28 protein-coding genes and 1 tRNA gene are annotated in these 25,020 nt (G+C 71.2%); 15 read left to right on the top strand and 14 right to left on the bottom strand.

Going from position 1 to position 25,020, the window contains the following annotated elements; genetic code table 11:
• Nucleotides 1–16: 16 nt before the first annotated feature.
• Both EKH77_RS18945 and EKH77_RS18950 read left to right on the top strand, forming a co-directional pair.
• Nucleotides 17–874 (top strand): poly-gamma-glutamate hydrolase family protein, encoded by an 858-nt coding sequence (locus tag EKH77_RS18945; protein WP_126915524.1) that lies wholly within the window; start codon nt 17–19, stop codon nt 872–874.
• A gap of 62 nt (nt 875–936) precedes the next feature.
• Nucleotides 937–2,664 (top strand): serine/threonine-protein kinase, encoded by a 1,728-nt coding sequence (locus EKH77_RS18950; RefSeq protein WP_126915525.1) that lies wholly within the window; start codon nt 937–939, stop codon nt 2,662–2,664.
• Between the two features lie 58 nt (nt 2,665–2,722).
• Here the strand turns inward: EKH77_RS18950 and EKH77_RS18955 are convergent, their stop codons facing one another.
• Entirely contained in the window at nt 2,723–2,917 is a 195-nt protein-coding gene (locus EKH77_RS18955) for a hypothetical protein (RefSeq protein WP_126915526.1), read from the bottom strand.
• 204 nt (nt 2,918–3,121) lie between these two features.
• Here EKH77_RS18955 and EKH77_RS18960 point away from each other — a divergent pair, with 204 nt between their 5' ends.
• Nucleotides 3,122–3,316 (top strand): DUF1059 domain-containing protein, encoded by a 195-nt coding sequence (locus EKH77_RS18960; RefSeq protein ID WP_126915527.1) that lies wholly within the window; start codon nt 3,122–3,124, stop codon nt 3,314–3,316.
• Nucleotides 3,317–3,392: 76 nt separating this feature from the next.
• On the opposite strand, the gene EKH77_RS18965 is transcribed toward EKH77_RS18960, so the two are convergent.
• Nucleotides 3,393–3,617, bottom strand: coding sequence for a DUF397 domain-containing protein (locus EKH77_RS18965; protein WP_126915529.1), 225 nt, complete (start codon nt 3,615–3,617; stop codon nt 3,393–3,395).
• Nucleotides 3,610–4,488, bottom strand: a complete 879-nt coding sequence (locus EKH77_RS18970; protein ID WP_126918152.1) for a helix-turn-helix domain-containing protein — start codon at nt 4,486–4,488, stop codon at nt 3,610–3,612. Before EKH77_RS18970 ends, EKH77_RS18965 begins: the two co-directional genes overlap by 8 nt.
• Nucleotides 4,489–4,763: 275 nt before the next feature.
• Between EKH77_RS18970 and EKH77_RS18975 the strand changes: the two genes are divergently transcribed.
• The 3 genes from EKH77_RS18975 to EKH77_RS18985 all read left to right on the top strand — a co-directional run bounded on the left by EKH77_RS18975 (nt 4,764) and on the right by EKH77_RS18985 (nt 6,707).
• The gene (locus EKH77_RS18975; protein ID WP_126915531.1) at nt 4,764–5,381 is read left to right on the top strand and encodes a DUF6415 family natural product biosynthesis protein; all 618 of its coding nucleotides are present in this window, start codon (nt 4,764–4,766) and stop codon (nt 5,379–5,381) included.
• A 92-nt stretch (nt 5,382–5,473) separates the two neighbouring features.
• Nucleotides 5,474–5,968, top strand: coding sequence for a cupin domain-containing protein (locus EKH77_RS18980; RefSeq protein ID WP_126915532.1), 495 nt, complete (start codon nt 5,474–5,476; stop codon nt 5,966–5,968).
• Between the two features lie 70 nt (nt 5,969–6,038).
• Complete coding sequence (locus EKH77_RS18985; RefSeq protein ID WP_240667419.1) at nt 6,039–6,707, top strand: pentapeptide repeat-containing protein; 669 nt, start codon at nt 6,039–6,041, stop codon at nt 6,705–6,707.
• A gap of 4 nt (nt 6,708–6,711) precedes the next feature.
• Here EKH77_RS18985 and EKH77_RS18990 read toward each other — a convergent pair whose 3' ends face one another.
• A complete protein-coding gene (locus EKH77_RS18990; RefSeq protein ID WP_126915534.1) occupies nt 6,712–7,083 on the bottom strand; it encodes a hypothetical protein in 372 nt (123 codons plus the stop codon).
• A gap of 161 nt (nt 7,084–7,244) precedes the next feature.
• Here EKH77_RS18990 and EKH77_RS18995 point away from each other — a divergent pair, with 161 nt between their 5' ends.
• Entirely contained in the window at nt 7,245–8,216 is a 972-nt protein-coding gene (locus EKH77_RS18995) for an ArsR/SmtB family transcription factor (RefSeq protein WP_164737817.1), read from the top strand.
• Nucleotides 8,217–8,255: 39 nt separating this feature from the next.
• Here the strand turns inward: EKH77_RS18995 and EKH77_RS19000 are convergent, their stop codons facing one another.
• The 3 genes from EKH77_RS19000 to EKH77_RS19010 all read right to left on the bottom strand — a co-directional run bounded on the left by EKH77_RS19000 (nt 8,256) and on the right by EKH77_RS19010 (nt 10,532).
• A complete protein-coding gene (locus EKH77_RS19000; protein ID WP_126915537.1) occupies nt 8,256–8,687 on the bottom strand; it encodes a hypothetical protein in 432 nt (143 codons plus the stop codon).
• A gap of 33 nt (nt 8,688–8,720) precedes the next feature.
• Entirely contained in the window at nt 8,721–9,920 is a 1,200-nt protein-coding gene (locus tag EKH77_RS19005) for an amidase domain-containing protein (protein WP_164737818.1), read from the bottom strand.
• Between the two features lie 111 nt (nt 9,921–10,031).
• Nucleotides 10,032–10,532, bottom strand: a complete 501-nt coding sequence (locus EKH77_RS19010) for a GNAT family N-acetyltransferase (protein ID WP_126915541.1) — start codon at nt 10,530–10,532, stop codon at nt 10,032–10,034.
• A 68-nt stretch (nt 10,533–10,600) separates the two neighbouring features.
• Here EKH77_RS19010 and EKH77_RS19015 point away from each other — a divergent pair.
• Nucleotides 10,601–10,674 (top strand) — tRNA-Lys (locus EKH77_RS19015).
• 14 nt (nt 10,675–10,688) lie between these two features.
• Here the strand turns inward: EKH77_RS19015 and EKH77_RS19020 are convergent.
• Both EKH77_RS19020 and EKH77_RS19025 read right to left on the bottom strand, forming a co-directional pair.
• Complete coding sequence (locus EKH77_RS19020) at nt 10,689–13,154, bottom strand: HAD-IC family P-type ATPase (RefSeq protein WP_126915542.1); 2,466 nt, start codon at nt 13,152–13,154, stop codon at nt 10,689–10,691.
• 56 nt (nt 13,155–13,210) lie between these two features.
• Nucleotides 13,211–13,486, bottom strand: coding sequence for a DUF2530 domain-containing protein (locus tag EKH77_RS19025; protein WP_126915543.1), 276 nt, complete (start codon nt 13,484–13,486; stop codon nt 13,211–13,213).
• A gap of 240 nt (nt 13,487–13,726) precedes the next feature.
• Here EKH77_RS19025 and EKH77_RS19030 point away from each other — a divergent pair, with 240 nt between their 5' ends.
• From EKH77_RS19030 to EKH77_RS34365, 5 genes are all read left to right on the top strand, one after another.
• Complete coding sequence (locus tag EKH77_RS19030; protein ID WP_126915544.1) at nt 13,727–15,196, top strand: NCS2 family permease; 1,470 nt, start codon at nt 13,727–13,729, stop codon at nt 15,194–15,196.
• 190 nt (nt 15,197–15,386) lie between these two features.
• Complete coding sequence (locus EKH77_RS19035; RefSeq protein ID WP_126915545.1) at nt 15,387–15,851, top strand: MarR family winged helix-turn-helix transcriptional regulator; 465 nt, start codon at nt 15,387–15,389, stop codon at nt 15,849–15,851.
• Nucleotides 15,852–15,878: 27 nt separating this feature from the next.
• Complete coding sequence (locus EKH77_RS19040) at nt 15,879–17,318, top strand: MFS transporter (RefSeq protein WP_126915546.1); 1,440 nt, start codon at nt 15,879–15,881, stop codon at nt 17,316–17,318.
• A gap of 211 nt (nt 17,319–17,529) precedes the next feature.
• Entirely contained in the window at nt 17,530–18,096 is a 567-nt protein-coding gene (gene thpR / locus EKH77_RS19045; RefSeq protein ID WP_126915547.1) for an RNA 2',3'-cyclic phosphodiesterase, read from the top strand.
• A 28-nt stretch (nt 18,097–18,124) separates the two neighbouring features.
• Complete coding sequence (locus EKH77_RS34365) at nt 18,125–18,250, top strand: hypothetical protein (RefSeq protein ID WP_276319227.1); 126 nt, start codon at nt 18,125–18,127, stop codon at nt 18,248–18,250.
• Nucleotides 18,251–18,276: 26 nt separating this feature from the next.
• Here EKH77_RS34365 and EKH77_RS19050 read toward each other — a convergent pair whose 3' ends face one another.
• On the bottom strand, nt 18,277–18,858 hold the full coding sequence (locus EKH77_RS19050; RefSeq protein ID WP_126915548.1) for a hypothetical protein: 582 nt from the start codon (nt 18,856–18,858) through the stop codon (nt 18,277–18,279).
• Nucleotides 18,859–19,024: 166 nt separating this feature from the next.
• Between EKH77_RS19050 and EKH77_RS19055 the strand changes: the two genes are divergently transcribed.
• Nucleotides 19,025–20,107 carry a permease gene (locus EKH77_RS19055; RefSeq protein WP_126918153.1) on the top strand — a complete coding sequence of 361 codons (1,083 nt, stop codon included), beginning with the start codon at nt 19,025–19,027 and terminating at the stop codon, nt 20,105–20,107.
• Between the two features lie 20 nt (nt 20,108–20,127).
• On the opposite strand, the gene EKH77_RS19060 is transcribed toward EKH77_RS19055, so the two are convergent.
• On the bottom strand, nt 20,128–21,123 hold the full coding sequence (locus EKH77_RS19060; RefSeq protein WP_126915549.1) for an aldo/keto reductase: 996 nt from the start codon (nt 21,121–21,123) through the stop codon (nt 20,128–20,130).
• Nucleotides 21,124–21,199: 76 nt separating this feature from the next.
• A complete protein-coding gene (locus EKH77_RS19065) occupies nt 21,200–23,251 on the bottom strand; it encodes a hypothetical protein (RefSeq protein WP_164737819.1) in 2,052 nt (683 codons plus the stop codon).
• A 107-nt stretch (nt 23,252–23,358) separates the two neighbouring features.
• Here EKH77_RS19065 and EKH77_RS19070 point away from each other — a divergent pair, with 107 nt between their 5' ends.
• The gene (locus tag EKH77_RS19070) at nt 23,359–23,898 is read left to right on the top strand and encodes a GNAT family N-acetyltransferase (RefSeq protein ID WP_126915551.1); all 540 of its coding nucleotides are present in this window, start codon (nt 23,359–23,361) and stop codon (nt 23,896–23,898) included.
• Here the strand turns inward: EKH77_RS19070 and EKH77_RS19075 are convergent.
• Nucleotides 23,870–24,679 (bottom strand): phosphotransferase, encoded by an 810-nt coding sequence (locus EKH77_RS19075; protein ID WP_126915552.1) that lies wholly within the window; start codon nt 24,677–24,679, stop codon nt 23,870–23,872. The two genes, EKH77_RS19070 and EKH77_RS19075, sit on opposite strands and share 29 nt — an antisense overlap.
• 127 nt (nt 24,680–24,806) lie before the next feature.
• Nucleotides 24,807–25,016 carry a hypothetical protein gene (locus EKH77_RS19080; RefSeq protein ID WP_126915553.1) on the bottom strand — a complete coding sequence of 70 codons (210 nt, stop codon included), beginning with the start codon at nt 25,014–25,016 and terminating at the stop codon, nt 24,807–24,809.
• Nucleotides 25,017–25,020 lie beyond the last annotated feature (4 nt).

Consider the following 25,020-nt stretch of genomic DNA (forward strand, 5'->3'; position numbering starts at 1 on the left):
CACCAACAATGCCGCCATGCGCTCGACGACCAGAAGATCTCTGCTGACAGGCATGGCGGCGGCGGCCGTAGCCGTACCCCTGACCGCCACCATCCCCGCGTGGGCCGCCGCCGATACCGAACTGTTCGCCTCGAACACGGAGCTGTACGCCAGCCCCCAGTTCAAGGAGGGCGTCGACTGGGCCCGCCGCTACCGCCGGACGGGCCTGGACACGGTTCCGGGGCACTCGCGGGCCACGCCCCCGCTGACGTCCGTGATCGCGCCGCACGGCGGCAACCTGGAGGACGGCACGAGCGAGCTGTGCCTGGCGATCGCGGGGTACGCGCCGGAGGACCCCATGACGCGGTACGGCGGCAGCGGCCCGGCCTACGACTACTGGATGTTCGAGGTCCTCGCGACGGACAGCCGCACGGTCCAGCAACTGCACGTCACCTCGACCCACTGCGACGACCCGGCCGCGCTGGCGATCGCCGGCGGCAGCCGCCACGCGGTCTCCGTCCACGGCTGCAAGAACCCCGGCGGCTCCGGGACGCAGAAGCTCGTACAGATCGGCGGCCGCGACAAGGACGCGAAGAAGTACCTCTACGACGCCCTCCGCGACCGGCTCGGTGCGAGCGTGGCCCTCACGCTCCCCACCGACGGCCTGGACGGCGACGAGCCGCTGAACATCTGCAACCGCACCTACAGCGGCGCGGGCGCGCAGCTGGAGATCTCCACCGAGCTGCGCAGGGCCATGTTCGGCGACTTCTCCTCCCCGGCCACGCGCGCCGCGACCTACGGCAGGTCCGCCGACGGCAAGGCGGCCCCCTACTGGAACGGCTTCGTCACAGCCGTGCGCGAGGCGATCGCTCGGATCGAGAAGAGCGGCGGCTGACCCGTACCCTGTTGCCCGCCAGATGTGGCGTGAGTGGCGAGTGTGAGGGAACGGAGCGTGCGGTGACGACGGGGGAACCGAACGGCGGAGATCTGGTCGGAAAGGTACTCGGCGGTCGTTACCGGGTCACCGCGACGCTCGGCCGCGGCGGCATGGGCGTGGTCGCCCGCGCCGTGGACGAGCTGCTCAACCGCGAGGTCGCCGTCAAGATCCTGCGGGCCTACACCGACGCCTCCGGGCCCGACCTCGCCGATCTGCGGGCCCGGATGCGGCGGGAGGCGCAGGCCGCCGCCCGCATCCGGCACGGCGGCGTGGTCACCGTCCACGACGTGACCGAGGACCAGGGCCTCCCGGTCATCGTCATGGAACTCGTCGACGGGCCCTCCCTCGACGACGTCCTCGCGGAGCGCGGCACGCTGGAGCCGCACGAGGCGGCGGCCATCGGCGCCAAGCTGATGGACGCGCTCGACGCCGCGCACCGCGCCGGCGTCCTCCACCGGGACGTCAAGCCGGGGAACGTGCTGCTGGAACGCGGCGGCCGGGTCGTCCTGACCGACTTCGGCATCGCGACGCTCGACGCCATGGGCGACGAGGCCATGGACAAGCTGACCCGCAGCGGCGAGATCATCGGCTCCCTCGACTACCTGCCCCCGGAGCGCGCCCAGGGCACGGACCCCGGCCCCGCGTCGGACATCTGGTCGCTCGGCATGACGCTGTACGCGGCGGTGGAGGGCGCCTCGCCGTTCCGCCGCACGTCGGTGTGGTCCACGCTGACGGCGATCGTCAACGAACCGCTGCCGGAGCCCAAGCGGGCGGGGGCGCTCACGCCGGTCCTGCTGGCGCTGATGGCGAAGGAGCCGGAGCACCGGCCGACCGCCGATCAGGCGCGGCAGATGCTGGAGCGGGTGGCGTCGGGGAAGACGGTGAACCTCGTGCAGAGGTCGTCCACGCCGCCGGCCGCCACCCCTCCGTCGACCTCTTTGCCTCCGGCCGCCGCCACGCCCCCGGCCTTCGGCCATCCGCCCACGATGGCCGTCACCCCGCCGCCCCAGCCCGTGGCGGGCGCCGGAGCCGGTGCCGGAGTCGGAGCCGGTGCGGCGCCGCAGCCTCCGTACGCCGGCTACGGCTACCCCCCGCCCGGGTATCCGGCGGCCCCCGCTCCGGCTCCCGCTCCCGGCCCTCCGGGCGCGGGCAAGGCACGGCGCCGCAGCCGTGCGCTCATCGCGGGGGCGGCGGCCGCCGTCGTACTCGCGGGTGGTGGCGTCAGCTACGCCCTGATGGGCGAGCACGGCGGCAAGCGCGGCGACGTGGCGCAGGGCGCGTCGCCCGCTCCGGGGTCCCCTTCGGGTGGCGGCATGGTCACCGCACCGTCGGAAGGCCCGCCCGTGGCGCCGTCGGGCAGCCCCTCGCCGCCGACGCCGAGCGGGACGGCCGGCGACCCGGGCAAGGAGAGCCCCAAGGCGACGCCGAGCGACGGCAAATCCCCGAAGGTGTCGCCCTCCCCGTCGTCGACGGTGTCCAAGAGCTGCGTCGGCTGGGCCCACAAGGACCCGAAGCCGGGCACCTACGGCTACATGATCGGCACCTTCAAGCTGGGATCCGGGCCGTATGCGTCATGCCCGACGCTGTCCGAGGCCAAGTCGGGCGTGAAGGTCTGGTTCCACTGCTACGTCACCAACAATTACGGCCACCGGTGGACGTACGTCCGAATAGACGGCACGAAGAGCATGGGCTGGATGTACAACGGCAACATCAACCGCCAGAACGGACCGGATACCCCCTGCACGTAGGACTCGGCCCGGTGCCGGGTCCACGCCGAGGGGCGTGAACCCGGCGGGGGAGGACGGCTCAGTCGGGGCAGGTCCCGCCGATGGTGAGACCCTGGTTGGCCAGGGCGGTCTGCACGAACCTGCAAAAGTCGCCACCGGTCGACATGGGGGCGGCGGGGGCGGCCTGCGCCGCCGGGGCCGTGACGACGGCTCCCAGGACGGCGAGGACCGTGCTGGCTGCGAGAGCGAGGGCGGTGCGGCGGGTACGGCTCAAGGTGTCTCCTCCAGTGGGGGGCGGACTGCGGTGAGTCTGTCCAGCCGGCCGCGTGAGGTTCCCCCGGGGGCGGGGCGCCAGGGTGCGTACGGGGTTGTGAGCGATGGCCTGGCCGGGTGCGCCCCACGACCACGACCCCACACGAGTGACTTCGCGGCTTACCCTGGAGGCACGGACGGTGTATCCGTACGCCAGGAGGCCGTCATGACCAGAAAAGTCGCCGACTGCCGCAAGGCCCCGAGCGAATCCCACTGCACGCTCACGATCACGGGCGAGGAGGAGGAAGTCCTCCGCGCCGCCACCGAGCACGCCGTCTCCGTGCACCAGCACGAGGACACGCCCGAGCTCCGCGAAATGATCCGCGGCATGCTGGAGGACGAACCGGCGCCGGGCGCCTGATCCTCCCCGCGCCGAAGGCGCGGCGCCCTCCCCGCGACCGCGCGGGGAGGGAAGGCGCGTGTGTGCCGCCGGGGCGTCAGCCCCGCCGCAGCCGCCCGGCCCGTACCTCGCCTATGAACGAGGCCCAGACCGCCGGCTCCAGCAGGATCGCGGGCCCGGCCTTGTCCTTGGCGTCGCGGACACCGATAAGCCCGGATCGAGTCGCGATCCCCGCGACCTCGACGCAGTTCTGCCCGGCGTTGCTGTAGGACGACTTCACCCAGGCAGCGGGCGGCTGTACAACGGTTCGTATGCTAGGCATCGTTGATCTCTCGCGATAGTTGCTGAAGGAATCCCGGAGTCTGTTCAGGCGGCATGGCGGAAGCCTGGAGGGCGTTGAACTTACGGGAGAAACGTCCGACCTCACGCGGCTTGTCCGACATGGACATGGCTCCCCATGACACGTCGACCTGGACGGTCGAGGGCAGCGATTCGCCCAGGTCGAGAATCGTGAAGTCGCTGGAGAAGCGATAGCCGATCTCGTTCGTTCTCAGGATCTGCACTGTGACGTTCTCGAGCTCCGACAGTGCGATGATCTCGGCGTATTGCTCGCGCATCACGTGGGTGCTTCCGATGGTATGGCGGAGCGCCGCCTCGCCGAGGATCGCCCAGAACATCACGGGATCTTCCTGCCGGGTCAGCAACTGCTTCCGCATCATCCGCAGCCGGACGCTTTGCTCGATGTACTCGCTCGTGAACTCGTCATGCATCTTCTCCGCCTCGAAGACGGCGGTCGCGTAGCGTTCGGTCTGGAGCAGGCCAAGGACGAGCGTGGGATGCCACGCCTTGATGCCGCGTGCGACGGACTCGACACCGAAGAAAGTCCGCACGGATGTGTGGACCGTGCTGGCGAAGGACGTCCACTCCTGGCTGCCTGACTCGCGGTGCAACCGGACGAGCGACTCAACGTGCCCCTCGTCGGTGATGCCGTATCGATCAAGCAGATTCCGCAGGTGGCTGGACTGCTTGAGTGGGATGCTCCCGGTCTCTACGCGTTGAAGCTGCGTCTCGCTGAACCCAAGCCCTGCGACAGCCTGTTCGAGAGTCAGGTCCGCGTCGCGACGCAACCGGCGGAGCTCGATGCCGAGTTCGATCCGTCGAGCGGTCGGCCCAATCCGCGCGCCCACCCTCATCGCCTTCCGTGGTCGCTTGGTGCTGAGTCGAGTCTGGCACCCCGTGATGGCTTCGTGCACCCCTCTGTCCCCCCTGTGCGCGCCTCTGGCCTTGATGTTCGCGCTGCCGCCGTCGCCATGTGTGCTCCTGTCGAGGCCTTGGCATTTGCCGGTTCGGAGGCTAACGAGGATTCAATGCGGATTCGCTTGAATCCTAACTTCGCCACCCGGCAGGGTGATTGGTGCGCCCGACAGCGGGCGCTCCTCAACTCCCTTTGGCCACCCAAGGAGCCGCCATGCCTCCGTACCCACTCACCGGCAACGCCGGTGGAGGACTCACCCGGGTCCCGCCCCCACGGCCGCGCCCGCGCCCGAGGCCCCGGACCGGGATCGAGGAGGTGATCCACGAGGCCGTCACGGTGGAGCGCTGCCTGCCCACCCCCGCCAGGGCGGACGCGCTGAGCGAGCAGCTCCTCGCGTACATCCGCGCCACGGCCACCGCCGTCGAGGCGGCCGTGAGCGGACGCCCGGCGGGCGACCCGGTCCGCGAGGACGCGCTGACCGTCGTCGGGGAGGCCCGGGCCCGGCTCGGGCTGACGGCGGGCGACGGCTACGTGTCAGCGGTCATCCGCATCAGGAGCCTGGGCCGAGGCGCCGAAGCGCTGCTGGAACAGCAGCAGTTGCTACAACTCACGACAGTGCAGGGGCAGGCACAGGCCCCCGTCCCCCTGCCGCACTCCGCCGGCCCCGGCGTCATCGTCCTCGCACCAGCGGAAATCTGCACGACATGCCTCGACCTCGTCGAGAAAAGGCACGACTCCCAAGCCCGGAACGACTGGACCGCGGCCCACGAGACGAACGCCCGCCTGGAAGCCCACCGCCGCACGGACCACGCGCGCCAAGCGGGAAATTGACCACCCATTCCCGCCCCGAATTGCACCCTCCACCAGGTCTCCCCGCTCCCTAGAGTCGTGATCACGACGAGGCGAACCCGGAGGCCACCGCCATGACCAGCAACAACGCCGACTTCCCCGCACTGCTCACCCGCGCCGCGGAGGCCGAGATCACGAGGGATCCCAGCAGCGTCATCACGCTGCTGGCCGACTCCGACACGACCGGCGGTCTGCTGACGAGCTACCGCTCGACGTTCGCCGAGGGGGCGCCCGGGGCGCCGGCGCACTTTCACACTCGGGCCGCCGAGATGTTCTACGTCATCGACGGCTCGCTGCGGGTGCTCGTGGACGAGGAGATCAAGGTGCTGGAGGCGGGGGACTTCCTGCTCGTGCCGCCGCGTACCCCGCACGCGTTCGCCGCCGCGGCCGGGTGCGAGGCGGACGTGCTGATCACGTTCACGCCCGGCATGGCGCGCTTCGACTACATGCGGCTGCTGAACCGGGTGATGCGGGGCGAGGCGAGCCCGCAGGAGATCAAGGACTCCTCCGAGCGCTTCGACAACCACTACGTGGACAGCCCCGTGTGGAACGCCGCGCTCCGGGGCTGAGAATGGGGTGTCCGCAGGTGTCCGCACCTGTGGACCGGACCGACCCGTACGCCGACCCGGAAGGATGCCCATGCGCGTGCCCGACCCCCGTGAGCTGGCGGCACTGCCGTACGCGCACCGCCTGGAACCGTTCGCGGGCGAGCTGGAGCGGGAGAGCGCGTACGAGTGGGTGCATGTCGACGGGCGGGAATTCGACGACGTGGACGGGGGCAGTGCCCACTTCTCCGAGTCCGCCTTGTCGTCGGTGACCCTCACCCGAGGCCGGTACCGGCGCGCGCTCTTCGACACCGTGTGGTTCCACAACCTCCGCACCGTCGGCAGCGACCTCGCCGAGACCAGGTGGATGGACGTGGAGTGCGTCTCCGGCCTCCTCGCCGGTACGGAGATCCACGGCGCCGACATCCGCCGCACCGTTTTCCACCACTGCAAGTTCGACTCGGTGAACCTGCGCGTGGCCAAGCTCAAGGAGGTCGCGTTCGTCGACTGCCTGCTGCGGGACGTGGACTTCGGCGGCGCGACCCTGACGGACGTCTCCTTCCCCGGCACGGCCCTGGACGGCGTCGACCTCACGCGGGCCACGCTGTCACGGGTCGACCTGCGCGGGGCGACAGCGCTGGGCATCACGTCCGGGGCGGAGTACCTGGCCGGGGCGACGATCAGCACCCCTCAGCTCTTCGACCTGGCCCCCGCCCTGGCCCAGCACGTCGGCCTCACCGTCACGGACGACGACCGACGTTAAGCGATCAGCAGGAGTTCCAGGCGCCGCCGCCGGAGAGGTAGGCGCCGTAGACCCAGCCGTAGCCACGGACCCACGTCCACTTGTTGCCGTAGTCGTTGTACACGTAGCAGTCGTACTTCACCCGCGCGCCGTAGCCCAGGTACCCGACGGTCGTGCACCCGCCGTAGGGGCCGGTGTGCGCGGCGGCCTGGTCCTTCGTGACTGTGCCGTAGTGGTCGCCGTCCGCGTCGTAGTGGGGCCAGTAGGAGTTGCCGCAGGTGACGCCGGCCTGCCCGGCCGGTGCGGCCGTGGCCGCCGGCCCGGCCGTCACGAGTCCGGCGCCGGCCAGGGCCAGCGCGGAGAGTGCCAGGGCCGCCTTGCGTCGGAACGTACGCATCTCAGTACCCCCTTGGGTTTCGTGTGTCCCGGACTCTTCCGTGTTCCCACCGCGCGGCGCACACTCTCGGGAGCCGCAGTCCCACCATGGGGGTCCGGGCGTGGGACACGCATTCAGTTCGGGCCCGGCCGAACCGTAGGGGGTGGGGCCTCGTGCCGCGGTTGCGTTTCACAGCTGAGGACCTGCTGCGCGTGACGTTCGCCGACGAGCCCGCGCCCATGGTGGAGTTGACGCTCGCCGTCGCGGCGCTGCAACGGTCCGACCCGCTGTTCGCGCCGTGGCGTCGGCGCACGGTACGGACCCTGCCCCGCTCCGCCGGGCCGTTGCGGGAACTGGTCCCGGCAACGGGCAAAGGACCGTTGTTCCTCGACCCGCCGGCCCGGGGATTCGACGAAGGGCTGGACGGCGTCCTGTCGACACCGGCCCGGTTCGTCCGTGCCGAGCTGCGCCGGGTGCACGCGCGGGGGACGCGCCCGCTCCCGTGGACCCGGCTGCTGGCCGACAGGGACGGGGAAGCCTGGCGGATCCTGGAAGCGGCCGTGCGAGCGGCGAGGGCGACCATGCTGGAACCCGCTTGGGACCGCGTCCGCGCCGGTTTCGACGCCGAGCGGGCCTGGCGGCTCCAGCAGCTCGCCCGTCAGGGCATCCGTACGACCCTGGCCGGCCTGGCCCCGGGCGCGCGCTGGCACGGCACCGCCCTGGAACTCGGCGGCGCCGATACCGAAGGCGCGGCGGAGGGCCTCGAGTTCGCGCTCGACGGGCAGGGCATCACTCTGCTCCCGTCGGTCTTCTGGACCGGCCGGCCGCTGGTCGGTACGTACCCCCAGGGAACGTTCCTGGTCTACCCGGCCGTGACCCCGCTGCCCCTGCTCGACGACCCCGGGCGCCCCCACGCGCCGACGGCGCTGGTCGCGCTGCTCGGGCGAACCCGCGCCGCCGTCCTGGAGTGCCTCGTCCAGCCGCGCACCAGCACCGATCTCGTCCGCGAGCTCGGGCTGGCGAAGTCCTCGGTGTCCGAGCACACGAAGGCCCTGCGCGCCGCACGGCTGACCACGGCCCAGCGCGACGGCAAGGCGGTCTGGCACTCCTGCACACCCTTGGGGCTCGAACTCCTCGGCGGCTTCCCCGCGTGAACCTTCACGAATCGCCGGTGGACGTCGAGATGTCGGCTGTCACGGACGTGACGTCTGCGCCGGCGACTTCGGCGTGGAGCCCGGCGCGGTGCCCAGGGCGACGTACCACGTCCCGCCGCGCCGGGTCAGAGTGAGCGTCTCGCTGAAAGGGCGGCCCTCGCTGTCGGTCGCCCGGAGCCGCGCGTCAGCCGTGTCGGGGCCGAACTCGTGGCCGACCCGGACATCGTCCACGCGCAGCCCGCGTCCGCCCTGGGTGCCGACCAGCTCCCGCGCGGCCTGCTCGGCCCCCTCGTTGCCGGGAGGGCTGAGCTTCACCAGCGCCGGTACGTCACGGTCGTTGATCGCCTTCACATACGCGACCGCCGTGTCGCGCTCGTCCCTCGCCTTCCCCTGGTCGTCGCACGCGGTCAGGGCCAGGACCGCGACCGCCGTCGCGCACGCGATGCGAACGATGCGAAGTGGTGTCTTCATGTCGCTCCAGAGGGCAGCAGGTCGAGCCGGACGTCACGTGCGGTGCGCGTACCACCAAGCGTGCGGGTACTTGGCGAGGAGGTTGGTGAGCTTCCGGTTGTGGGTGTTGCTCGTGTGGTACGTCAGGTAGATCTCACTCGTACCGGAGAACCCCGTGACGATCATCGTGTGGTCGATGGTGTTGTCGCGGTCCCAGTCCGCCTGGAGCACGTCGCCCAGAGCCATCTGCCAGACGTTGCTCAGGGGCTTGGCGCGCTGGGAGTACTTCCTGGCGAACCAGAACCAGTTCTCGGCGCCGCCCCAGGTGTAGCTGGTGGTCCAGGTGTGGTCGCCGTAGTACCACTTGTCGCGGTCCTTCCGGTCGAAGAAGCCGCTGCCCTTCTTCTTCCAGCCGCCGGCCTTCATGGCCTGGGAGACGAAGTTGGTGCAGTCGTTCCCATAGGTGCGGTAGGCGCCGTTCGGGTGCTGCCAGTACCTGTTCGCGTAGTTGACCATCGCGGTGTAGTCGTACCCGGCGGCCAGGGCGCTCTTGCCGGTCTTGGCCTTCTCGTCGGCGGGGGTGCCGGCCGCCGGGCGTCCGGTGTCTGCGGGCGCCGAACGCGGGCCCTCGTCCTTCGTGTCGCCCGTGGGCTGCTCGGTCCGTGGCGGGGTGTTGTACGTGGTGACGTCCCCGGTGCCGATGTCCGGGCGGTCCGAGGCGAGGACCCACGCGCCGGCCGCGTCACGGGTGAAGGTGAGCGTGTGGTCGAGGGTGTACTCCTCGGCCTTGGGCTCGTCCGCGGAGCGGACGTTCGGGTAGAGGAGGCTCGTCGTCTCCGTCAGCCGGAGCGTGGCCCGGTCGCCCTTCTGCTCCGCCTTGCCGGGGGTCACCGCCACCTCGGCGCGGGAGTAGCCGCCGCTCGCCTTCTCGTAGGCGCGGCCCTGCTCGGCGAGCTGGGCGAACTCCTTCGCCAGGCTCTGCTTCAGGGCCGGTGTGGCGCGTTCGGGCGTGACCGGGGCCAGGCGCTTGGCGCCGGCCAGGGTGACGGAGTCGGCCCGCTGCCGCAGATACGCGCGGGCGATGCCGGTGAGGTCCTGCACGTCGGCGGCGGCGAGCGGCCGGGACTCCTCCGCCGATCGGGAATCCGGTGGGGAAGCCGAAGGCCCGGCCGCGGAGGCCGAGACGGCTGTGGTGAGCGTGAGCACGGCCGCGGTGAGCAGTGCGCACGGTAATCCGGGAGCGATCTTTCTCATGATTTCCCCCATGTTGTTGTGGCTACGCCCGTATCAGGCTGCGTCGTAAGGACACGTATGGGGGTTGTCGTGGTGCCGCGATGGCCGGATCGCGGCTGTTCTTTGGCCGGTCTACAGCGCCCGCTCGTAGCGCCCGCCCGGGCGGCCGTCGAGGGCGATCCGTTCCACGACCGTGAAGCCGTTGCGTTCGAGAACGGTCCGGGAAGCCGGGTTGTCCAGGGTGGTGCGCGCCGTGAGGGAGGTGAGGCCGTACGTCGTGGCGGCCAGGCGGCACAGCGCGGCGACCGCGGCCGTCGCGACGCCCCGGCCCGCCGCCCGCTCGCCGACGCGGTAGCCGAGCTCGGCGCTGCCCTGCTCGACGTCGATGAGGTTGACGCGGCCGATCAGCCGACCGCCGGCGCCGTCGCCGCCGTCGTCGTCGTCCAGGACTACGTGGAAGTGGATCCCGCCCGTGGCCTGCTCGGCGAGCCGGGCCGCGTGGCAGGCCGCGAAGTCGGTGAAGTAGGCGTCGCCGCGGTCCGGTACGGACCGGGCGAAGTACGCGCGGTTCTCCCGCTCGAAGGCCAGCAGGGCGGGCGCGTGGTCCGCCCTGAGCCGCTCCAGTCTCACCATGCCGCGGAGCGTACGGTGACCGCCGTGGTCAGAGGTACTCCTTTTCCGGGGTACTATGGATGAGTCACGCGCCGCTAGCTCAGTTGGTTAGAGCAGCTGACTCTTAATCAGCGGGTCCGGGGTTCGAGTCCCTGGCGGCGCACAGTGACGATGGCCTCACCGTTCGGTGGGGCCATCGTTCGTTTTCAGCCACCTCCACGTGAGCTCCAGCGCCACCCCCGCCGCCACCGCGATGGCGACCGCCGTCCACGGCATCGTCGCCCCGATGAGCTTGAGCGCGAAGAAGCGCTGGAGCCAGGGCACCACGAGGACGACCACGAACCCCGCCCCCATCGCCGCGACCAGCGCCACCCGCCACCACGTGTACGGGCGGGCGATGATCGCGAGCACCCACAGGGAGATCAGGAAGAGGGTCAGCGTCGCCGCGCTCGTCTCCGCGCCGAGCGTGTCGGTGCCGAGTCCGGCGTCCGCGTAGTGGGCGCGGGCCAGCAGATACGCGGCGAAGGTGGCCGCGCCCGCGATCAGGCCGGACGGGATCGCGTACCGCATCACGCGGCGGACGAAGTGGGGGCGGGCCCGTTCCTTGTTGGGGGCGAGGGCGAGGAAGAAGGCCGGGACGCCGATCGTCAGCGTCGACAGCAGCGTCAGGTGCCGGGGGAGGAAAGGGTAGGAGACCCGCGTGCAGACGACCAGGACCGCGAGCAGCACCGAGTAGACGGTCTTCGTCAGGAACAGCGTGGCCACGCGCGTGATGTTGCCGATGACGCGCCTGCCCTCCGCCACGACCGAGGGCAGGGTGGCGAAGCTGTTGTTCAGGAGGACGATCTGGGCGACGGCCCGGGTGGCCTCCGAGCCGGAGCCCATGGAGACGCCGATGTCGGCGTCCTTCAGGGCGAGGACGTCGTTGACGCCGTCGCCGGTCATGGCGACCGTGTGGCCCCGGGACTGCAGGGCGCCGACCATGTCCCGCTTCTGCTGCGGGCTGACGCGGCCGAAGACCGCGCCCCGGTCCAGGGCCGCCGCCATCTCTTCCCGTTCGCGCGGCAGCTTCCGGGCGTCGACGGGGGCCTCGGCCCCGGCCAGCGCGAGCTTGGCGGCGACGGCGCCGACGGAGACCGCGTTGTCGCCGGAGATCACCTTGGCGGAGACGTTCTGCTCGGCGAAGTAGCGCAGGGTCTCCGCCGCGTCGGAGCGCAGCCGCTGTTCCAGGACGACCAGGGCGGTGGGGCGCACGTCCTCGGCGACGCGCGGGTCGTCCAGCTCGCGCGCGGCACGGGCGAGGAGCAGGACGCGCAGGCCCTGGGCGTTGAGCCCGTCGACCTCGGTGAGCGCGGGGTCGCCGGCGGGCAGCAGCACGTCGGGGGCGCCGAGCAGCCAGGTGCCGGACTCGCCGTCGGGGCCGTGGAGCGAGGCGCCGCTGTACTTGCGGGCGGAGGAGAACGGCAGCGCCTCCGCGCAGCGCCAGCCGCTCTTGCCGTCGGGGTAGGCGTCGACGATCGCCTGGAGGCTGGCATTGGGCCGGGGGTCGGACTCGCCGAGGGCGCCGAGCACCTGGCGCACGTACGACTCCCGGGCCTCGGCCGACTCCTGGACCTCGGCCGTCTCCTGGACCTCGGTCGTCTCCTGGGCCTCGGTCGTCTCCTGGGCCCCGGCCAGGACGCGCAGCTCGCTGACGTCCATGCCGCCCTCGGTGAGGGTGCCGGTCTTGTCGAGGCAGACGACGTCGACGCGGGCGAGCCCCTCGATGGCGGGCAGCTCCTGCACCAGGCACTGTTTGCGGCCCAGCCGGATGACGCCGATGGCGAAGGCGACGGAGGTCAGCAGCACCAGCCCCTCGGGGACCATCGGCACGATCCCGGCGACCATGCGCCGCACGGCCTCCCGCCAGTCGTGGCCCTGGACGACCAGCTGGCTGACGACGAGGCCGAGGGCGGCGGGCAGCATCAGCCAGGTCACGTACTTGAGGATCGTGCTGATGCCGGTGCGCAGCTCGGAGTGGACGAGGGTGAAGCGGGTGGCCTCCTCGGCGAGCTGGGCGGCGTAGGCCTCGCGGCCGACCTTGGTGGCGGTGAAGGCGCCGCCTCCGGCGACGACGAAGGAGCCGGACATCACCGGGTCGCCGGGCTTCTTGAGCACCGGGTCGGCCTCGCCGGTGAGGAGCGATTCGTCGATCTCCAGGCCGTCGGCCTCGGCCACCTCGCCGTCGACGACGCACTTGTCGCCGGGGCCGAGCTCGATGACGTCGCCGAGGACGATCGAACCGGTGGGGAGGGGGACGGGGACGCCGTCGCGGCGGACGACCGGCTTGGCCTCGCCGATGACGGCGAGCGAGTCCAGGGTCTTCTTGGCGCGCAGTTCCTGGAAGATGCCGATCGCGGTGTTGGCGATGATGACGAAGCCGAAGAGGCCGTCCTGGAGGGGGCCGACGGCGAGGATGATCAGGAAGAGGACGCCGATGATGGCGTTGAAGCGGGTGAAGACGTTCGCCCGGACGATCTCCTTGGTGGAGCGCGAGGACCGTACGGGTACGTCGTTGACCTCGCCCCGTGCCACGCGCTCGGCGACCTCGGCGGCGCTCAGCCCGGGGTGCGCGGTTGTCACGATCTGCGAGGGATCGCTCATGTTCCGACGGTAACCGGACCCATCCGGCCCCGCCTGGTTATGGCCTCAGCCGTAAGTCAGCGCTGCTCCGCGTCCAGCGCGGCCTTCGCCGCAGCATGCCGCTTGATCGCCGCGTCCCGCTTGCGGACGTACCAGACGCCGATCAGCCCCAGCCCGCCGCCCGCGAGGCACGTCCACAGCCACCACAGGTGCCCGTGGTCCCGGTACCAGCCGTAGAACGGCAGTTGCGCGAGGAAGAGGACGAACCACACGATCGTGCCGCCCGTGATCGTCGCGACGACCGGGCCCTCCAGGGGCTCGGGCGCTTCGTGCGTCGGTGTCCACTTCGTCATGGCGGCCAGCCTAGTGCGTCCGGGTTCGGCCGGGGGCGGTGGAGCCCTTGCGCCGTCGGGGTCTACGCGCGGAGATAGCCAAGTGGCCTTTGTTTATTCATACTGAATCGAACTGGATTTGATTGCTCGCTTATGTTCGATCACACGAGAATGATCGAGAGAAGCGCGACGAAGCACTCTTCTGATCCATTTGTTTTGTCCCGACGGCCTCCCCGGCCGCCCTCACGACTGAGGTCACGCATGCCCACCTCGGCCACCCCAGCCGTCGACGCCCAGCAGCCGTCCCCCACGCCCCCCACGGGCAACGTCCTTGACCGGTACTTCCGGATCAGCGAGCGGGGCTCGTCCGTCTCCCGGGAGCTCCGCGGCGGACTGGCGACCTTCTTCGCGATGGCGTACATCATCGTGCTGAACCCGATCATCCTCGGGGCCGGTCACGACAAGTACGGCCATCAGCTGGACAACGGCCAGCTGGTCACGGCCACCGCGCTGATGGCCGGTCTCACCACCGTCCTCATGGGCGCGATCGGCAACGTCCCCATCGCCTGTGCCGCCGGCCTCGGCATCAACGCGGTCGTCTCGCTCCAGCTCGCGCCCAAGATGACCTGGCCGGACGCGATGGGCATGGTCGTCCTCGCCGGCCTGGTGCTGATGGTGCTGGTGGCCTCCGGTCTGCGGCAGCGCGTCATGGACGCGATCCCGAACGGGCTGCGGCGCGCGATCGCGATCGGCATCGGCCTGTTCATCTCGCTGATCGGCCTGGTGGACTCCGGCTTCGTCAGCCGCAACCCCGACGCCGCCCACACGACCGTCCCGCTCTCCCTCGGTCAGGGCGGTCAGCTCCAGGGCTGGCCGGTGCTGGTCTTCGCGGCGGGCCTGCTGCTGACGTTCGTGCTGCTCGTCCGGAAGACGCCGGGCGCGATCCTCATCGGCATCGTCGTGATGACGTTCACCGCCATCGTGATCAACTCGCTGGTGAAGATCCCCGACGCCGAGTGGGGCCTGTCCGTCCCCAGCTGGCCGGACAAGATCGTGGACACCCCCGACTTCGGGCTCGTCGGCAAGGTCAGCCTCTTCGGCGGCTTCCACGAGGTGGGCTGGCTCACCGGCTGCCTGTTCGTCTTCACCGTGCTGCTGTCCGGCTTCTTCGACGCGATGGGCACGATCATCGGCGTCGGCGAGGAGGCCGGGCTGACCGACGAGAACGGTCAGCTGCCCAACATGGGCAAGATCCTGATGATGGACGGCGTCGCCGTCGCCGCCGGCGGCGTGGGCTCGGCCTCCGCCAACACCTGCTTCGTGGAGTCCACGGCCGGCGTCGGCGAGGGCGCCCGCACCGGCCTCGCCAACCTGATGACCGGCGGCCTCTTCCTCCTCGCCCTCGTCTTCACCCCGCTGGCCAAGATCGTCCCCTCGCAGGCCGCCACCCCGGCGCTGCTGGTCGTCGGCTTCCTGATCATGGCGTCCAACGTCAAGGAGATCGACTGGAGCGACTTCACGATCGCCATCCCCGCGTTCCTGACGATCGTCTCCATGCCGTTCACCTACTCGATCACCAACGGCATCGGCATCGGCGTCCTCGCCTTCATCGCCCTGCGCGTCGCGGACAAGCGGGCCCGTGAGATCCCCTGGCTCCTCAACGCGGTCGGCGTCTGCTTCCTGATCTACTTCCTCCTCGACCCGATCGAGCGGGCGCTGGGCGTGAAGTAACGCCCGTAGGGCACATCGCACGACAGAGGGTGGGTATCGGGCCGCACGGCCCGTACCCACCCTCTTCGCGTCCTATGACCAGGGTTTCGGGTCGGGATGCACCCGGACGCACCCGGACGCACCCCCACGTGCCCCCATGCGCCCCAGTGCCCACTTTCTTTAGTTCAGGTAATGAGTTAATCTAATAAACATGCCGGACCTGTCCAGCGCACCGCACCACACCCCGCGCGACACCCCAGACGACGTAGCCGCCGTGAACGCCCTGCGTTCCGCGGTGATGCGGCTGGGCCGCAGGCTCAAGCACCAGCGGGTCGACGAATCGCTCAGCCCCGCCGAGATGTCGGTGCTGGGCACGCTCGCCCGCTGTGGCTCCGCCACGCCCGGGGAGCTCGCCCGCAAGGAGCATGTGCAGCCGCCGTCGATGACGCGCATCGTCGCGCTGCTGGAGAGCAAGGGCCTGGTCCGGCTGGAGCCGCACCCGGAGGACCGCCGCCAGAAGGTGGTCCGCCAGACCGAGCAGGCCGAGGCCATGCTCGAGGAGAGCCGGAGGAAGCGGAACGCCTGGCTGGCCCAGCTGGCCGGGCAGCTGACCGAGGACGAGTGGGAGACGCTCCGCGCCGCCGCGCCCGTCCTGGAGAAACTCGCGCACCTGTAAGTGCACGGAGAAGGAGGCGACCCCACTTTGAGTACGGGACCCGGAGCAGATTCCGCACCCGCACCGAACCGCCACCACGACGCACCCACCACCTCCCTGCCGCACCTGGACCGCAGCCCGAAGCGCAGCCTGAAGCGCATTCCGAGGCGCGGTTCCGAGTCCGGTTCCAAGGGTGGAACCTTCAGCTCGCTCCGGATCCGCAACTACCGGCTCTTCGCCACCGGCCAGGTGGTCTCCAACACCGGTACCTGGATGCAGCGAATAGCCCAGGACTGGCTGGTCCTCAGCATCACCGGCTCCTCCGCCGCCGTCGGCATCACCACGGCGCTGCAGTTCCTGCCCCTGATGCTGCTCGGCCTCTACGGCGGCGTCATCGCCGACCGCTGCCCCAAGCGGCAGCTGGTGCTGATCACCCAGGCCGCGATGGCCGTCACCGGCCTCGCGCTCGGCGTCCTCACCCTCACCGGGCACGTCCAGGTCTGGCACGTCTACCTCACCGCGCTCGCGCTCGGCCTCGTCACCGTCGTCGACAACCCCGCCCGCCAGGCGTTCCTCGTCGAGATGGTCGGCCCCGCCGATCTGCGCAACGCCGTCAGCCTGAACTCGGCGAACTTCCAGTCAGCGCGTCTCGTCGGCCCCGCCGTGGCCGGTGTGCTGATCAGCGCTGTGGGAAGTGGCTGGGCGTTCCTCCTCAACGGGCTGTCCTTCGCCGCGCCCATCGCCGCGCTGCTGCTGATGCGCGCTTCCGAGCTCCACAAGGTCGACCCCACCCCGCGCGGCAAGGGCCAGCTCCGGGAAGGGCTCCAGCACGTCGCGTCGCGACCGGAGCTCATCTGGCCGATCGTGCTCGTCGGCTTCATCGGCACCTTCGGCTTCAACTTCCCCATCTGGCTCACGGCGTTCGTCAACGACGTCTTCCACGCCGACGCCAGCACCTACGGCCTGCTCAACACGCTGATGGCGGCCGGTTCCCTGGTGGGCGCCCTGCTCGCAGCGCGCCGCGGCAGCTCGCGGATGCGGATGCTGGTCGGCGCGGCCCTGGGCTTCGGCCTGCTGGAGATCACCGCCGCGCTGGCGCCCTCCTTCTGGGTCTTCGCCCTGCTGCTCGTGCCGATCGGCATGTGCGGCCTGACCATCAACGTCACCGCCAACTCCGGAATCCAGCTGGCCGCCGACCCCGCGATGCGGGGCCGGGTGATGAGCCTGTTCATGATGGTCTTCATGGGCGGTACGCCGCTGGGCGCGCCGCTCGTCGGCTGGGTCACGGACGTGTACGGGCCCCGGGTGGGCTTCCTGGCGGGCGGCGTCGTCTCGACGCTGGCGGCGGCGGCGATCGGGCTGGTGCTGCTCCGGGCGGGTGGCCTGCGGATGCGGGTCGGCTTCCGCCGGGGACATCCGGTGGTGGCGTTCGTGCCGCGGCAGCCCTCCCGGCGGGAAGCGGAGGCGCGGGTGCCGGCGACGGCCTGACGGCCGCCGCCCGGACCCCCGGTCCTCATGCGCCGGACGGACGGGCAGGCAGAGCCCGTCCGTCCGTCCGGCGCACGAGGACGACGCGCGTCTGCACGGACGGGGGGCGGGGGCGAATATCCCCCGGTTACGGGAAGGGGCGGGGCCGGGGAACAACTCCGCAGGGCCCCGGCTCCGCCCTGTCGATCTCCCCGTGCGCGACACTGGCCGTATGCGCCTGTTCGTCGCGGTGAATCCCCCGGAGCCGGCCGTCGCCGAACTCGCCTCGGCCGTCCACGACTTGCGTGCCCTGCCGGGCGCGGAACGGCTGCGCTGGGCCGAGCGGCCCGGCTGGCACTTCACGCTCGCGTTCCTCGGCGAGGTCGACGAGGCGCTGCTCCCCGAGCTCACCGAGCGCCTGGGCCGCGCCGCGCACCGGCATCCGGCGCACGCGCTGCGGCTCGCGGGCGGCGGCCGGTTCGGGGACCGGGTGCTGTGGGTGGGTGCCGAGGGCGAGGTGGAGACCCTGCGCGGGCTCGCCCGTTCCGTGATCGCCGGGGCCCGCCGGGCGGGCGTCGTCGTGGACGGGACGCACTCCTTCCACCCCCACCTCACCCTCGCCCGCTCCGGCGGCGGCCGGGTGAACCTCCGCCCCTACGTCGCCGCGCTGGTGGACTTCCGGGGCCGGGAGTGGCGGGCCGAGCGCCTGGAGCTCGTCCGCAGCCGGCTCCCCGGCGGGGGCGTCCCGGGCGAGCGGCCCCGCTACGAGACGATCGCGGCGTGGGAGCTGGGGCGGTAGCCCGGGCCCAGGGGCGGTAGCCGGGCCCATGGGACGTGCGCTCCGTCCGTCCGGTTACGCTCGTGGGGTGGACCCGAAGACCAGGAACCGGATCATGACCGGTGCGCTCGCCCTCATGCTCGTCGTCGTCGCCGTGGTGTCGGCGGTGAAGTAGCCGCACCGAAGTAGTCGGCGGCGTCCTCACTTCCAGGTGGCGAGCGTCTTCGTCCCCTGCTCCCAGGTGACGCCGGTCGGCGCCCCGGCCCCCGCGTCCGCCACGTAGACGGCGCAGCCCGTCACGCTCTGTCCCGGCGCGGCCTTGTCGAAGTCGGACGGGCTCGAGGACTCGCACTTCTCGAAGCCCCGGTACTTCAGCGGGTTCTTCGGATCGCCGGTGGTGTCCAGGGCGCCGAGGATCGTCAGCTTGGTCAGCCGCTTCTTGTTCCCGTCGGCCACCGAGAAGTACGTGGAGGCGCCGCCCGATGTCCCGGCCTCCGTCTTCGTGAGCTTGTAGCGGAGGTAGTAGGGCGTCCTGCCGGCGTACTTCGACGCGTCCTTGAGGACGCTGAGGTCGGAGCTGCTGCCCTGCTCCAGGCGTTCGACGGTCACGTCGAGCTTGGTGTCCTTGTAGCCGGGGAGGCTCGCCGTCTCCCCGAACCGCAGCTCCTTCCCCTCGTCGGAGGAGGAGCCCGAACAGCCCGCGCAGCCCGCCAGTACGGCCGTCGCGAGTGCCGCCACGCAGAGGGTCTGGCGCCGTCGCCGAACCGCTGTCCCGTTCACCATGGCGCTCACGATAACGAGCCATGGAACGACTGTCCGAGGGATCACTTCAGTTGAACGGAAGCTTTGAACGGAAGCGTGTTGTGGGCGCCCGAGGCGGGTGCCGCTCGGCCATGCTGAGGGGGTGATCCTCGACGCCGTCCTGCGCGCCCTGGCCGTCACCGGGTCCATGACCTGGGAGATCACCTGGGCGCTGGTCCTGGGGTTCGCGCTCTCCGCCGTCGTCCAGGCCGTGGTCCGCAGGGCGGCCGTCGTCTCCCTGCTGGGCGACGACCGGCCCCGTACGCTCGCCGTCGCCGCCGGACTGGGCGCGGCCTCGTCCTCCTGCTCGTACGCCGCCGTGGCGCTGGCGCGCTCGCTGTTCGTGAAGGGCGCGCACTTCACGGCCGCGATGGCCTTCGAGATCGCCTCCACCAATCTCGTCGTGGAGCTCGGGGTGATCCTGGCCCTGCTCATGGGGTGGCAGTTCACGGCGGCCGAGTTCCTGGGCGGGCCCGTGATGATCGCGGTGCTGGCGGTGCTCTTCCGGCTGCTGCTGCGCGAGCCGCTGCTGCGGCGGGCGAGGGAGCAGGCCGAGCGGGGCGTGGCGGGCTCGATGGAGGGGCACGCGGCGATGGACATGTCCGTGGGCGGCGAGGGCTCGTTCCTCCGGCGGCTGCTGTCGCGCGAGGGGTTCACCGCGACGTCCCACGTCTTCGTCATGGAGTGGGCGGCGATCCTCCGCGATCTCGTGCTGGGCCTGTTCGTCGCGGGGGCGATCGCCGCGTGGGTGCCGGACTCCTTCTGGCGCGCGTTCTTCTTCGAGGGCCATCCACTGCTCGCGAAGGTGTGGGGACCGCTGGTGGGGCCCCTGGTGGCCCTGGTGTCGTTCGTGTGCTCGATCGGGAACGTGCCGCTGGCGGTGGTGCTGTGGAAGGGCGGCATCAGCTTCGGCGGCGTGGTGGCGTTCGTCTTCGCCGACCTGCTGATCCTGCCGATCCTCGCCATCTACCGGAAGTACTACGGCGGCAGGACCGCGCTGTTCCTCCTCGGCACCTTCTACGTCGCGATGGTGATCGCGGGATACGTGGTCGAGACCGTCTTCGGCGGACTCGGGCTGATCCCGGACCAGGCGGCCGCGAAGGTGCCGATGGCGGGGGTGAGCTGGAACTACACGACGTACCTGAACATCGCCTTCCTTGCCCTGGCAGGGGTGCTGCTGGTGCGCTTCCTGCGGACGGGCGGGAAGGCGATGCTCGGGATGATGCGCTGAGCCGGCGGTTTACTGTCTCTTCACCAAGCGAAAGCCTCCGGCGACGCCCCCGGCCCGGGGAAGATTTCGTCCAGATCGACGAGCAGCTCCTCCGGAAGCTTCAGCTCCGCCGCCCGCAGCGCGGACTCCAACTGCTCCGTCGTACGCGGCCCCACGATCGGCCCGGTGATCCCGGGCCGGGTCAGCAGCCACGCCAGGGCCACCTCGCCGGGCGCCAGGCCGTGCTTGTCGACGACGTCCTCGTACGCCTGGATCTGGTCGCGGATCCTGCTGTTCGCGAGCGCGTCCGCCGAACGGCCCGACGCGGAACGGGCGCCGCCGCCCTCCCGTTCCTTGCGGAGGACGCCGCCGAGCAGCCCGCCGTGCAGCGGCGACCAGGGGATCACCCCGAGCCCGTACGCCCGCGCCGCCGGAATGACCTCCATCTCGGCACGGCGCTCGGCGAGGTTGTACAGGCACTGCTCGCTGACGAGGCCCAGCGAGCCACGGCGCCGGGCGGTCTCGTTGGCCTGGGCGATGTGCCAGCCGGCGAGGTTGGAGGAGCCCACGTAGAGGATCTTGCCCTGCTGGACGAGGACGTCCATGGCCTGCCAGATCTCTTCCCACGGCGTGCGCCGGTCCACGTGGTGGAACTGGTAGAGGTCGATGTGGTCCGTGCGCAGCCGCCGCAGGCTGGCCTCGACGGAACGGCGGATGTTCAGCGCGGAGAGCCGGTCCTCGTTCGGCCACGGCTCCCCGGCGGCGTTCATCCCGCCGAAGACCTTGGTGGCGATGACGACCTTGTCGCGCCGCCCGCCGCCCTTGGCGAACCAGCTGCCGATGATCTCCTCGGTACGGCCTTTGTTCTCGCCCCAGCCGTAGACGTTGGCGGTGTCGAAGAAGTTGACGCCGGCGGCGAGCGCCGCGTCCATGATCGAGTGGCTGTCGGTCTCGTCGGTGTGCGGCCCGAAGTTCATCGTCCCGAGCACGATCCGGCCGACCCTGAGTCCCGTGCGTCCGAGCTGCGTGTACTCCATGGGCCCTAAGCCAACGCCCTGGGGGCGGGTGCGGGCAAGAGCGTCCGCCCGATCGGCGGTGCGGAAAGGCCGGGGATCAGGGCTTCTCCAGCGTCCGCAGGGCCTCCACGAGGGCCCGGCCCTCCTCGTGCGCGGGTTCGAGCCGGTCGATCAGGTCCTGCCGGACCCGGTTCTCGGGGTTGGCGATGCGCTGCCGCGCGAAGTCGCGCGTGCTCTCCAGTTGCTCCCGGTACTGCGCCAGGTTGTCGCTCAGGTGATCGATGACGATCGTGCCCTGGACGGCGGCGGACCGCGCGAACTGCTCCATGACAGCGGTGACTTCGGCGTCGATGGCGCTGATCCACTCCTCCTGGAGGACCTGGAGCGAGTTGAGCTTCCTCTTGCGGTACTCGATCCCCATGAAGACCATCCCGGCCATGCCCGCGACGACCGTGGCGGGAGGGAAGACGGTGCCGGCCGCCGCCAGTCCGTACAGCCACGTCCCGCCCGCCGCGACCGGCGCCACGACCCCGACCAGCGCCGACGCGCGCTGGACGATGTCCTGCGCGGTGGCCGGGCGTTGTGCGCGCGCGGGCAGGGAGAGGTCGTTCACGTCGAAGACGGAGTCGGGCAGCCGCCCGGTGAGGTCCTTGTCCCCGAAGAAGTGCTCGACGGTCTGCGCCACGTCCTGCTTGAACGCCGCCAACTGCTCGGTCCACAGCGTCGCCGGGCCGGTCGGGGCCTCCAGCCACGTCCGGAGCGTCTGGGTCTTCGTCACCTGGATCTGGTGCGCCTTGACCGGCTTGCTCACATCGGTCTGCCGGATGGTGGAGTCCAGCGAGCCGTGGAGGTGGGCGGCCAGGCGGCCGAACGGCCGGACGGCCCGCCCGACGCGGGCCTGGAGCTTCCGCTCCAGCTGCTCGCGCAGCTCCGGCAGCACCCGGTCCAGCAGTTCCAGCCGCCGCTGATGGCCGTCCAGCAGCTCCTTCAGCCCGTCGATCTCGAGCCGCTCCGTCCGCAGCCGGTCCTCGATCAGGCGCAGCCGGGGCACGAGCCTGACGCGCGCCTCGGCCGCCACGGCGGCGATGTGCCGGGGGCCGGTCTCCGTCCTGATCAGGTCCTCGATCGCCTGGCGCAGGGTGTCCATGCGGCTCTCCGCGCGACACCGCCGCGCGGGCGCCTCGGCCTCGTCGGCCTCCAGTTTCGCCGCGCGTGCCTCCAGGGCCGGGGAGACGGGGATGAAGCCCTCGCCGATGAAGGCCAGGTCCGGCCGGCCGTCGGAGAGGGTGAAGTTCTCCTTCAGATAGCTGGTGTTGCGGGCGACGGTCGCCTTCCATTCGGGTTCGTCGTGCAGATCCAGGTTGGACGCCGAGTCGATCGCGGTGACCACCCACACGACCCGCTTGCCGGAGAGCTGGTAGTGCTCGTAGAGGGTGCGGATGAGGGACAGTTCCCGTTCGGAGAGCGTCCGGCTGGCGTGCGAGACGTACATGAAGCAGTCCGCGTCGGCCAGCGCGGCCCGGACGATCAGATCGTGGACGGGGTTGGGGGAGCCGTAGCCCGGCAGGTCGTAGAACTTCGCCGGCAGCAGCGTGTCCGCCAGGAGCACCTCGACCTCGGCGACCTCGCGGCCCCAGTGCGCCCTGAGCCGGTTGGTGACGTCCGCGTCCTGCATGGCGTACGCCGCGACCACGGAAGGGGCCGGGGAGTTCCCGACGTCCTCCCACTCGCCGTCGGCCGAGTCCGTGAAGCGCACCCGCAGATAGCCGTTCCCGGAGGCGTCCACTCCGGACTGGCTGCCGTCGACCGGCACCACGCTCGCCGGGCAGGCCGTGGTGGGTACCGGCGAGGACGGCAGCAGCCCCACGAACTTGTCCGCCGTCCGCCCGTCGGCGGTCTCCACCTCGACCAGCTCCAGGCCGCCCTGCAGCCCGCTCAGCAGGAAGCTCTTGCCGGACGAGAAGGCGCCGAGGAGCGCCACGTTGATCAGGGCCGAGGCCGCGCGCGTCCGCAACCGTTTGACGGTCGCCGCGTCCGTTCGTAACTCCTCCGGCCACTCCGCCGGAACCTCGGGGAGACGGGCCGCGTCCCGCAGCCACGCCTCGGACCGGTCGAGAACGTCGCGCAGCTCACCGCGCGTTTCATCCACATCCCTGGGCACTTCCCTTGGCACTGTCACGCCAACGGTATAGCCGTGGCCGAAAGGCGGCATGGCCGAAACGGCGACCTTGCCTCCGTTCCGTTACCTTGCCCGGCGTGAACGATCTACGAATCCGTCCGGCAAGTGAGGCCGATCTGTCCGAGCTCGTCCGGCTCCGCGACGACGCGGCGCGCTGGATGCTGGCCCGGGGGATCACCGGGCAGTGGCGGCCGGGGGAGCTGGACGAGGACCACTTCCGCCGGGTCATGGCGCGAGGGGAAGTCTGGCTGACGGAGGGGGACGGGGGTGCTCTCGGCGCCTGGGAGCTGTGGTGGGAGGACGAGGACGCGTGGGGCCCGCAGCCGCCCGTGGCCGGATACGTCCACCGGCTGATGGTGGACCGCCGCGTCGCCGAGCCCGGGACGGGGCAGCGGCTGCTGCGGGCGGCGGAACGCCGGGTGGCCGAGGCGGGACGGGCGTGGGTGCGGCTGGACTGCCTGGCGGGCAACGAGCGGCTGAACGCGTACTACCGGGCGGCGGGTTACCGCGTCGCGGGCCGCAAGGAGGGCAAGCCGCAGCCGGGCGGGGCGCCGAAGTCCTTCACGCTGCTGGAGAAGGACGTACGCGTTACCGGAAGAGTCCCAGCAGCGCGGTGAACCGCTCGTTGCTGGGCCGGGCGTCGACGGGGCCCACGCGCGAGGTCCAGGCCCGGCAGTTGGCGGTGACGAAGGCGCGGAGGGCGGCGGTGGTGGCAGACCGCCAGCAGGCGGTGAACCCGGCGGCCCAGGCGAGGGCGTCGCCGGGCGGGCAGTCGGCCTCCATCAGCCGGACGGCGGTGTTGGCGACGTCCACCCAGGCCGGGCCGAGGGCGGGCATCGCCCAGTCGACGAGGTGCGCGCGGTCGGCGGTGACGAGGAGGTTGTGGGGGTTGGTGTCCGTGTGCAGGAGCGAACGGCCGTGGAGGAGCGGCAGTTCGCCGGTCTCCAGGAACCCGGCCCAGCGCCGGGCGAACGACGGCACGGCGAGGCTCGGGGGCGGCGGCCGCAGGCCGCACGCCCCGGCGAGCGCCTCGGCGACCAGGGCGTGATCCGCCGCCCCGGCGGACAGATCCGCGTGCCGCGCGCCGCCGACGTACTCGAACCCGAGCAGCTCCCAGCCGCCGACCGCGACCCGCCACAGCAGCCGGGGCCCGACGTCGCGCGTGTACGGATTGACGGCGGCTTCCCAGCGCTGGCCGGCGCGGGCGACGGTGTTCGTCACGGGCGTGCCCTTGACGAACGTGGCCGTGCCGTCCGCTGTGGTCAGCGCTGCGGCCACGGCGCAGTTGAGCCCGCCGGGGAGCGCCCGCGCCGTCACGACCGGCCCGGTGCGCTCCTCGACGGCCGCCCGCACGGGACGGGGCAGCTCGTGCCATTCGGTGCGCGACGTCGACGTCATGGCACCCCCTCATGGACGGCTACTGCTGAGTCGTCCCGCACTTGCGACAGCGTGACGCGCCGCTCCACTGGACCCAGTCGTGCTCACAGTCGCGGTTCCGGGTGCGGCTCGACACTCTCATGGCGTTCTATGTTCCCTTCGTCTGCGGCGCGGATGCCGGTACGACAACTGGCGCCCAGGCCCGCTCCGCGGCCTCGAACTGCTCTCTCTCCGCCGGCTCCGGCACCCGGAGATTGCTGACGTAGGCCCGCCAGCTGACCCCATTGGGATGCTGCATCCGGACGAGCCCGTTGGCGGACTCGATCACCACGCCGACGGCGCTGCTGAAAGTGTCCACGGCG

This window comes from Streptomyces luteoverticillatus, from assembly GCF_003970715.1.
Classification (GTDB): Bacteria; Actinomycetota; Actinomycetes; order Streptomycetales; family Streptomycetaceae; genus Streptomyces; species Streptomyces abikoensis.

Excerpts from the sequence above, each read along its gene's own strand:
- EKH77_RS18945 (WP_126915524.1), top strand. The coding sequence starts at position 17 with ATGCGCTCGACGACCAGAAGATCTCTGCTGACAGGCATGGCGGCGGCG.
- EKH77_RS18960 (WP_126915527.1), top strand. The coding sequence starts at position 3,122 with ATGACCAGAAAAGTCGCCGACTGCCGCAAGGCCCCGAGCGAATCCCAC.
- EKH77_RS18965 (WP_126915529.1), bottom strand. The coding sequence starts at position 3,617 with ATGCCTAGCATACGAACCGTTGTACAGCCGCCCGCTGCCTGGGTGAAG.
- EKH77_RS18970 (WP_126918152.1), bottom strand. The coding sequence starts at position 4,488 with ATGAGGGTGGGCGCGCGGATTGGGCCGACCGCTCGACGGATCGAACTC.
- EKH77_RS18975 (WP_126915531.1), top strand. The coding sequence starts at position 4,764 with ATGCCTCCGTACCCACTCACCGGCAACGCCGGTGGAGGACTCACCCGG.
- EKH77_RS18980 (WP_126915532.1), top strand. The coding sequence starts at position 5,474 with ATGACCAGCAACAACGCCGACTTCCCCGCACTGCTCACCCGCGCCGCG.
- EKH77_RS18985 (WP_240667419.1), top strand. The coding sequence starts at position 6,039 with ATGCGCGTGCCCGACCCCCGTGAGCTGGCGGCACTGCCGTACGCGCAC.
- EKH77_RS18990 (WP_126915534.1), bottom strand. The coding sequence starts at position 7,083 with ATGCGTACGTTCCGACGCAAGGCGGCCCTGGCACTCTCCGCGCTGGCC.
- EKH77_RS19000 (WP_126915537.1), bottom strand. The coding sequence starts at position 8,687 with ATGAAGACACCACTTCGCATCGTTCGCATCGCGTGCGCGACGGCGGTC.
- EKH77_RS19005 (WP_164737818.1), bottom strand. The coding sequence starts at position 9,920 with ATGAGAAAGATCGCTCCCGGATTACCGTGCGCACTGCTCACCGCGGCC.
- EKH77_RS19010 (WP_126915541.1), bottom strand. The coding sequence starts at position 10,532 with ATGGTGAGACTGGAGCGGCTCAGGGCGGACCACGCGCCCGCCCTGCTG.
- EKH77_RS19020 (WP_126915542.1), bottom strand. The coding sequence starts at position 13,154 with ATGAGCGATCCCTCGCAGATCGTGACAACCGCGCACCCCGGGCTGAGC.
- EKH77_RS19025 (WP_126915543.1), bottom strand. The coding sequence starts at position 13,486 with ATGACGAAGTGGACACCGACGCACGAAGCGCCCGAGCCCCTGGAGGGC.
- EKH77_RS19030 (WP_126915544.1), top strand. The coding sequence starts at position 13,727 with ATGCCCACCTCGGCCACCCCAGCCGTCGACGCCCAGCAGCCGTCCCCC.
- EKH77_RS19035 (WP_126915545.1), top strand. The coding sequence starts at position 15,387 with ATGCCGGACCTGTCCAGCGCACCGCACCACACCCCGCGCGACACCCCA.
- thpR (WP_126915547.1), top strand. The coding sequence starts at position 17,530 with ATGCGCCTGTTCGTCGCGGTGAATCCCCCGGAGCCGGCCGTCGCCGAA.
- EKH77_RS34365 (WP_276319227.1), top strand. The coding sequence starts at position 18,125 with ATGGGACGTGCGCTCCGTCCGTCCGGTTACGCTCGTGGGGTGGACCCG.
- EKH77_RS19050 (WP_126915548.1), bottom strand. The coding sequence starts at position 18,858 with ATGGTGAACGGGACAGCGGTTCGGCGACGGCGCCAGACCCTCTGCGTG.
- EKH77_RS19055 (WP_126918153.1), top strand. The coding sequence starts at position 19,025 with ATGACCTGGGAGATCACCTGGGCGCTGGTCCTGGGGTTCGCGCTCTCC.
- EKH77_RS19060 (WP_126915549.1), bottom strand. The coding sequence starts at position 21,123 with ATGGAGTACACGCAGCTCGGACGCACGGGACTCAGGGTCGGCCGGATC.
- EKH77_RS19075 (WP_126915552.1), bottom strand. The coding sequence starts at position 24,679 with ATGACGTCGACGTCGCGCACCGAATGGCACGAGCTGCCCCGTCCCGTG.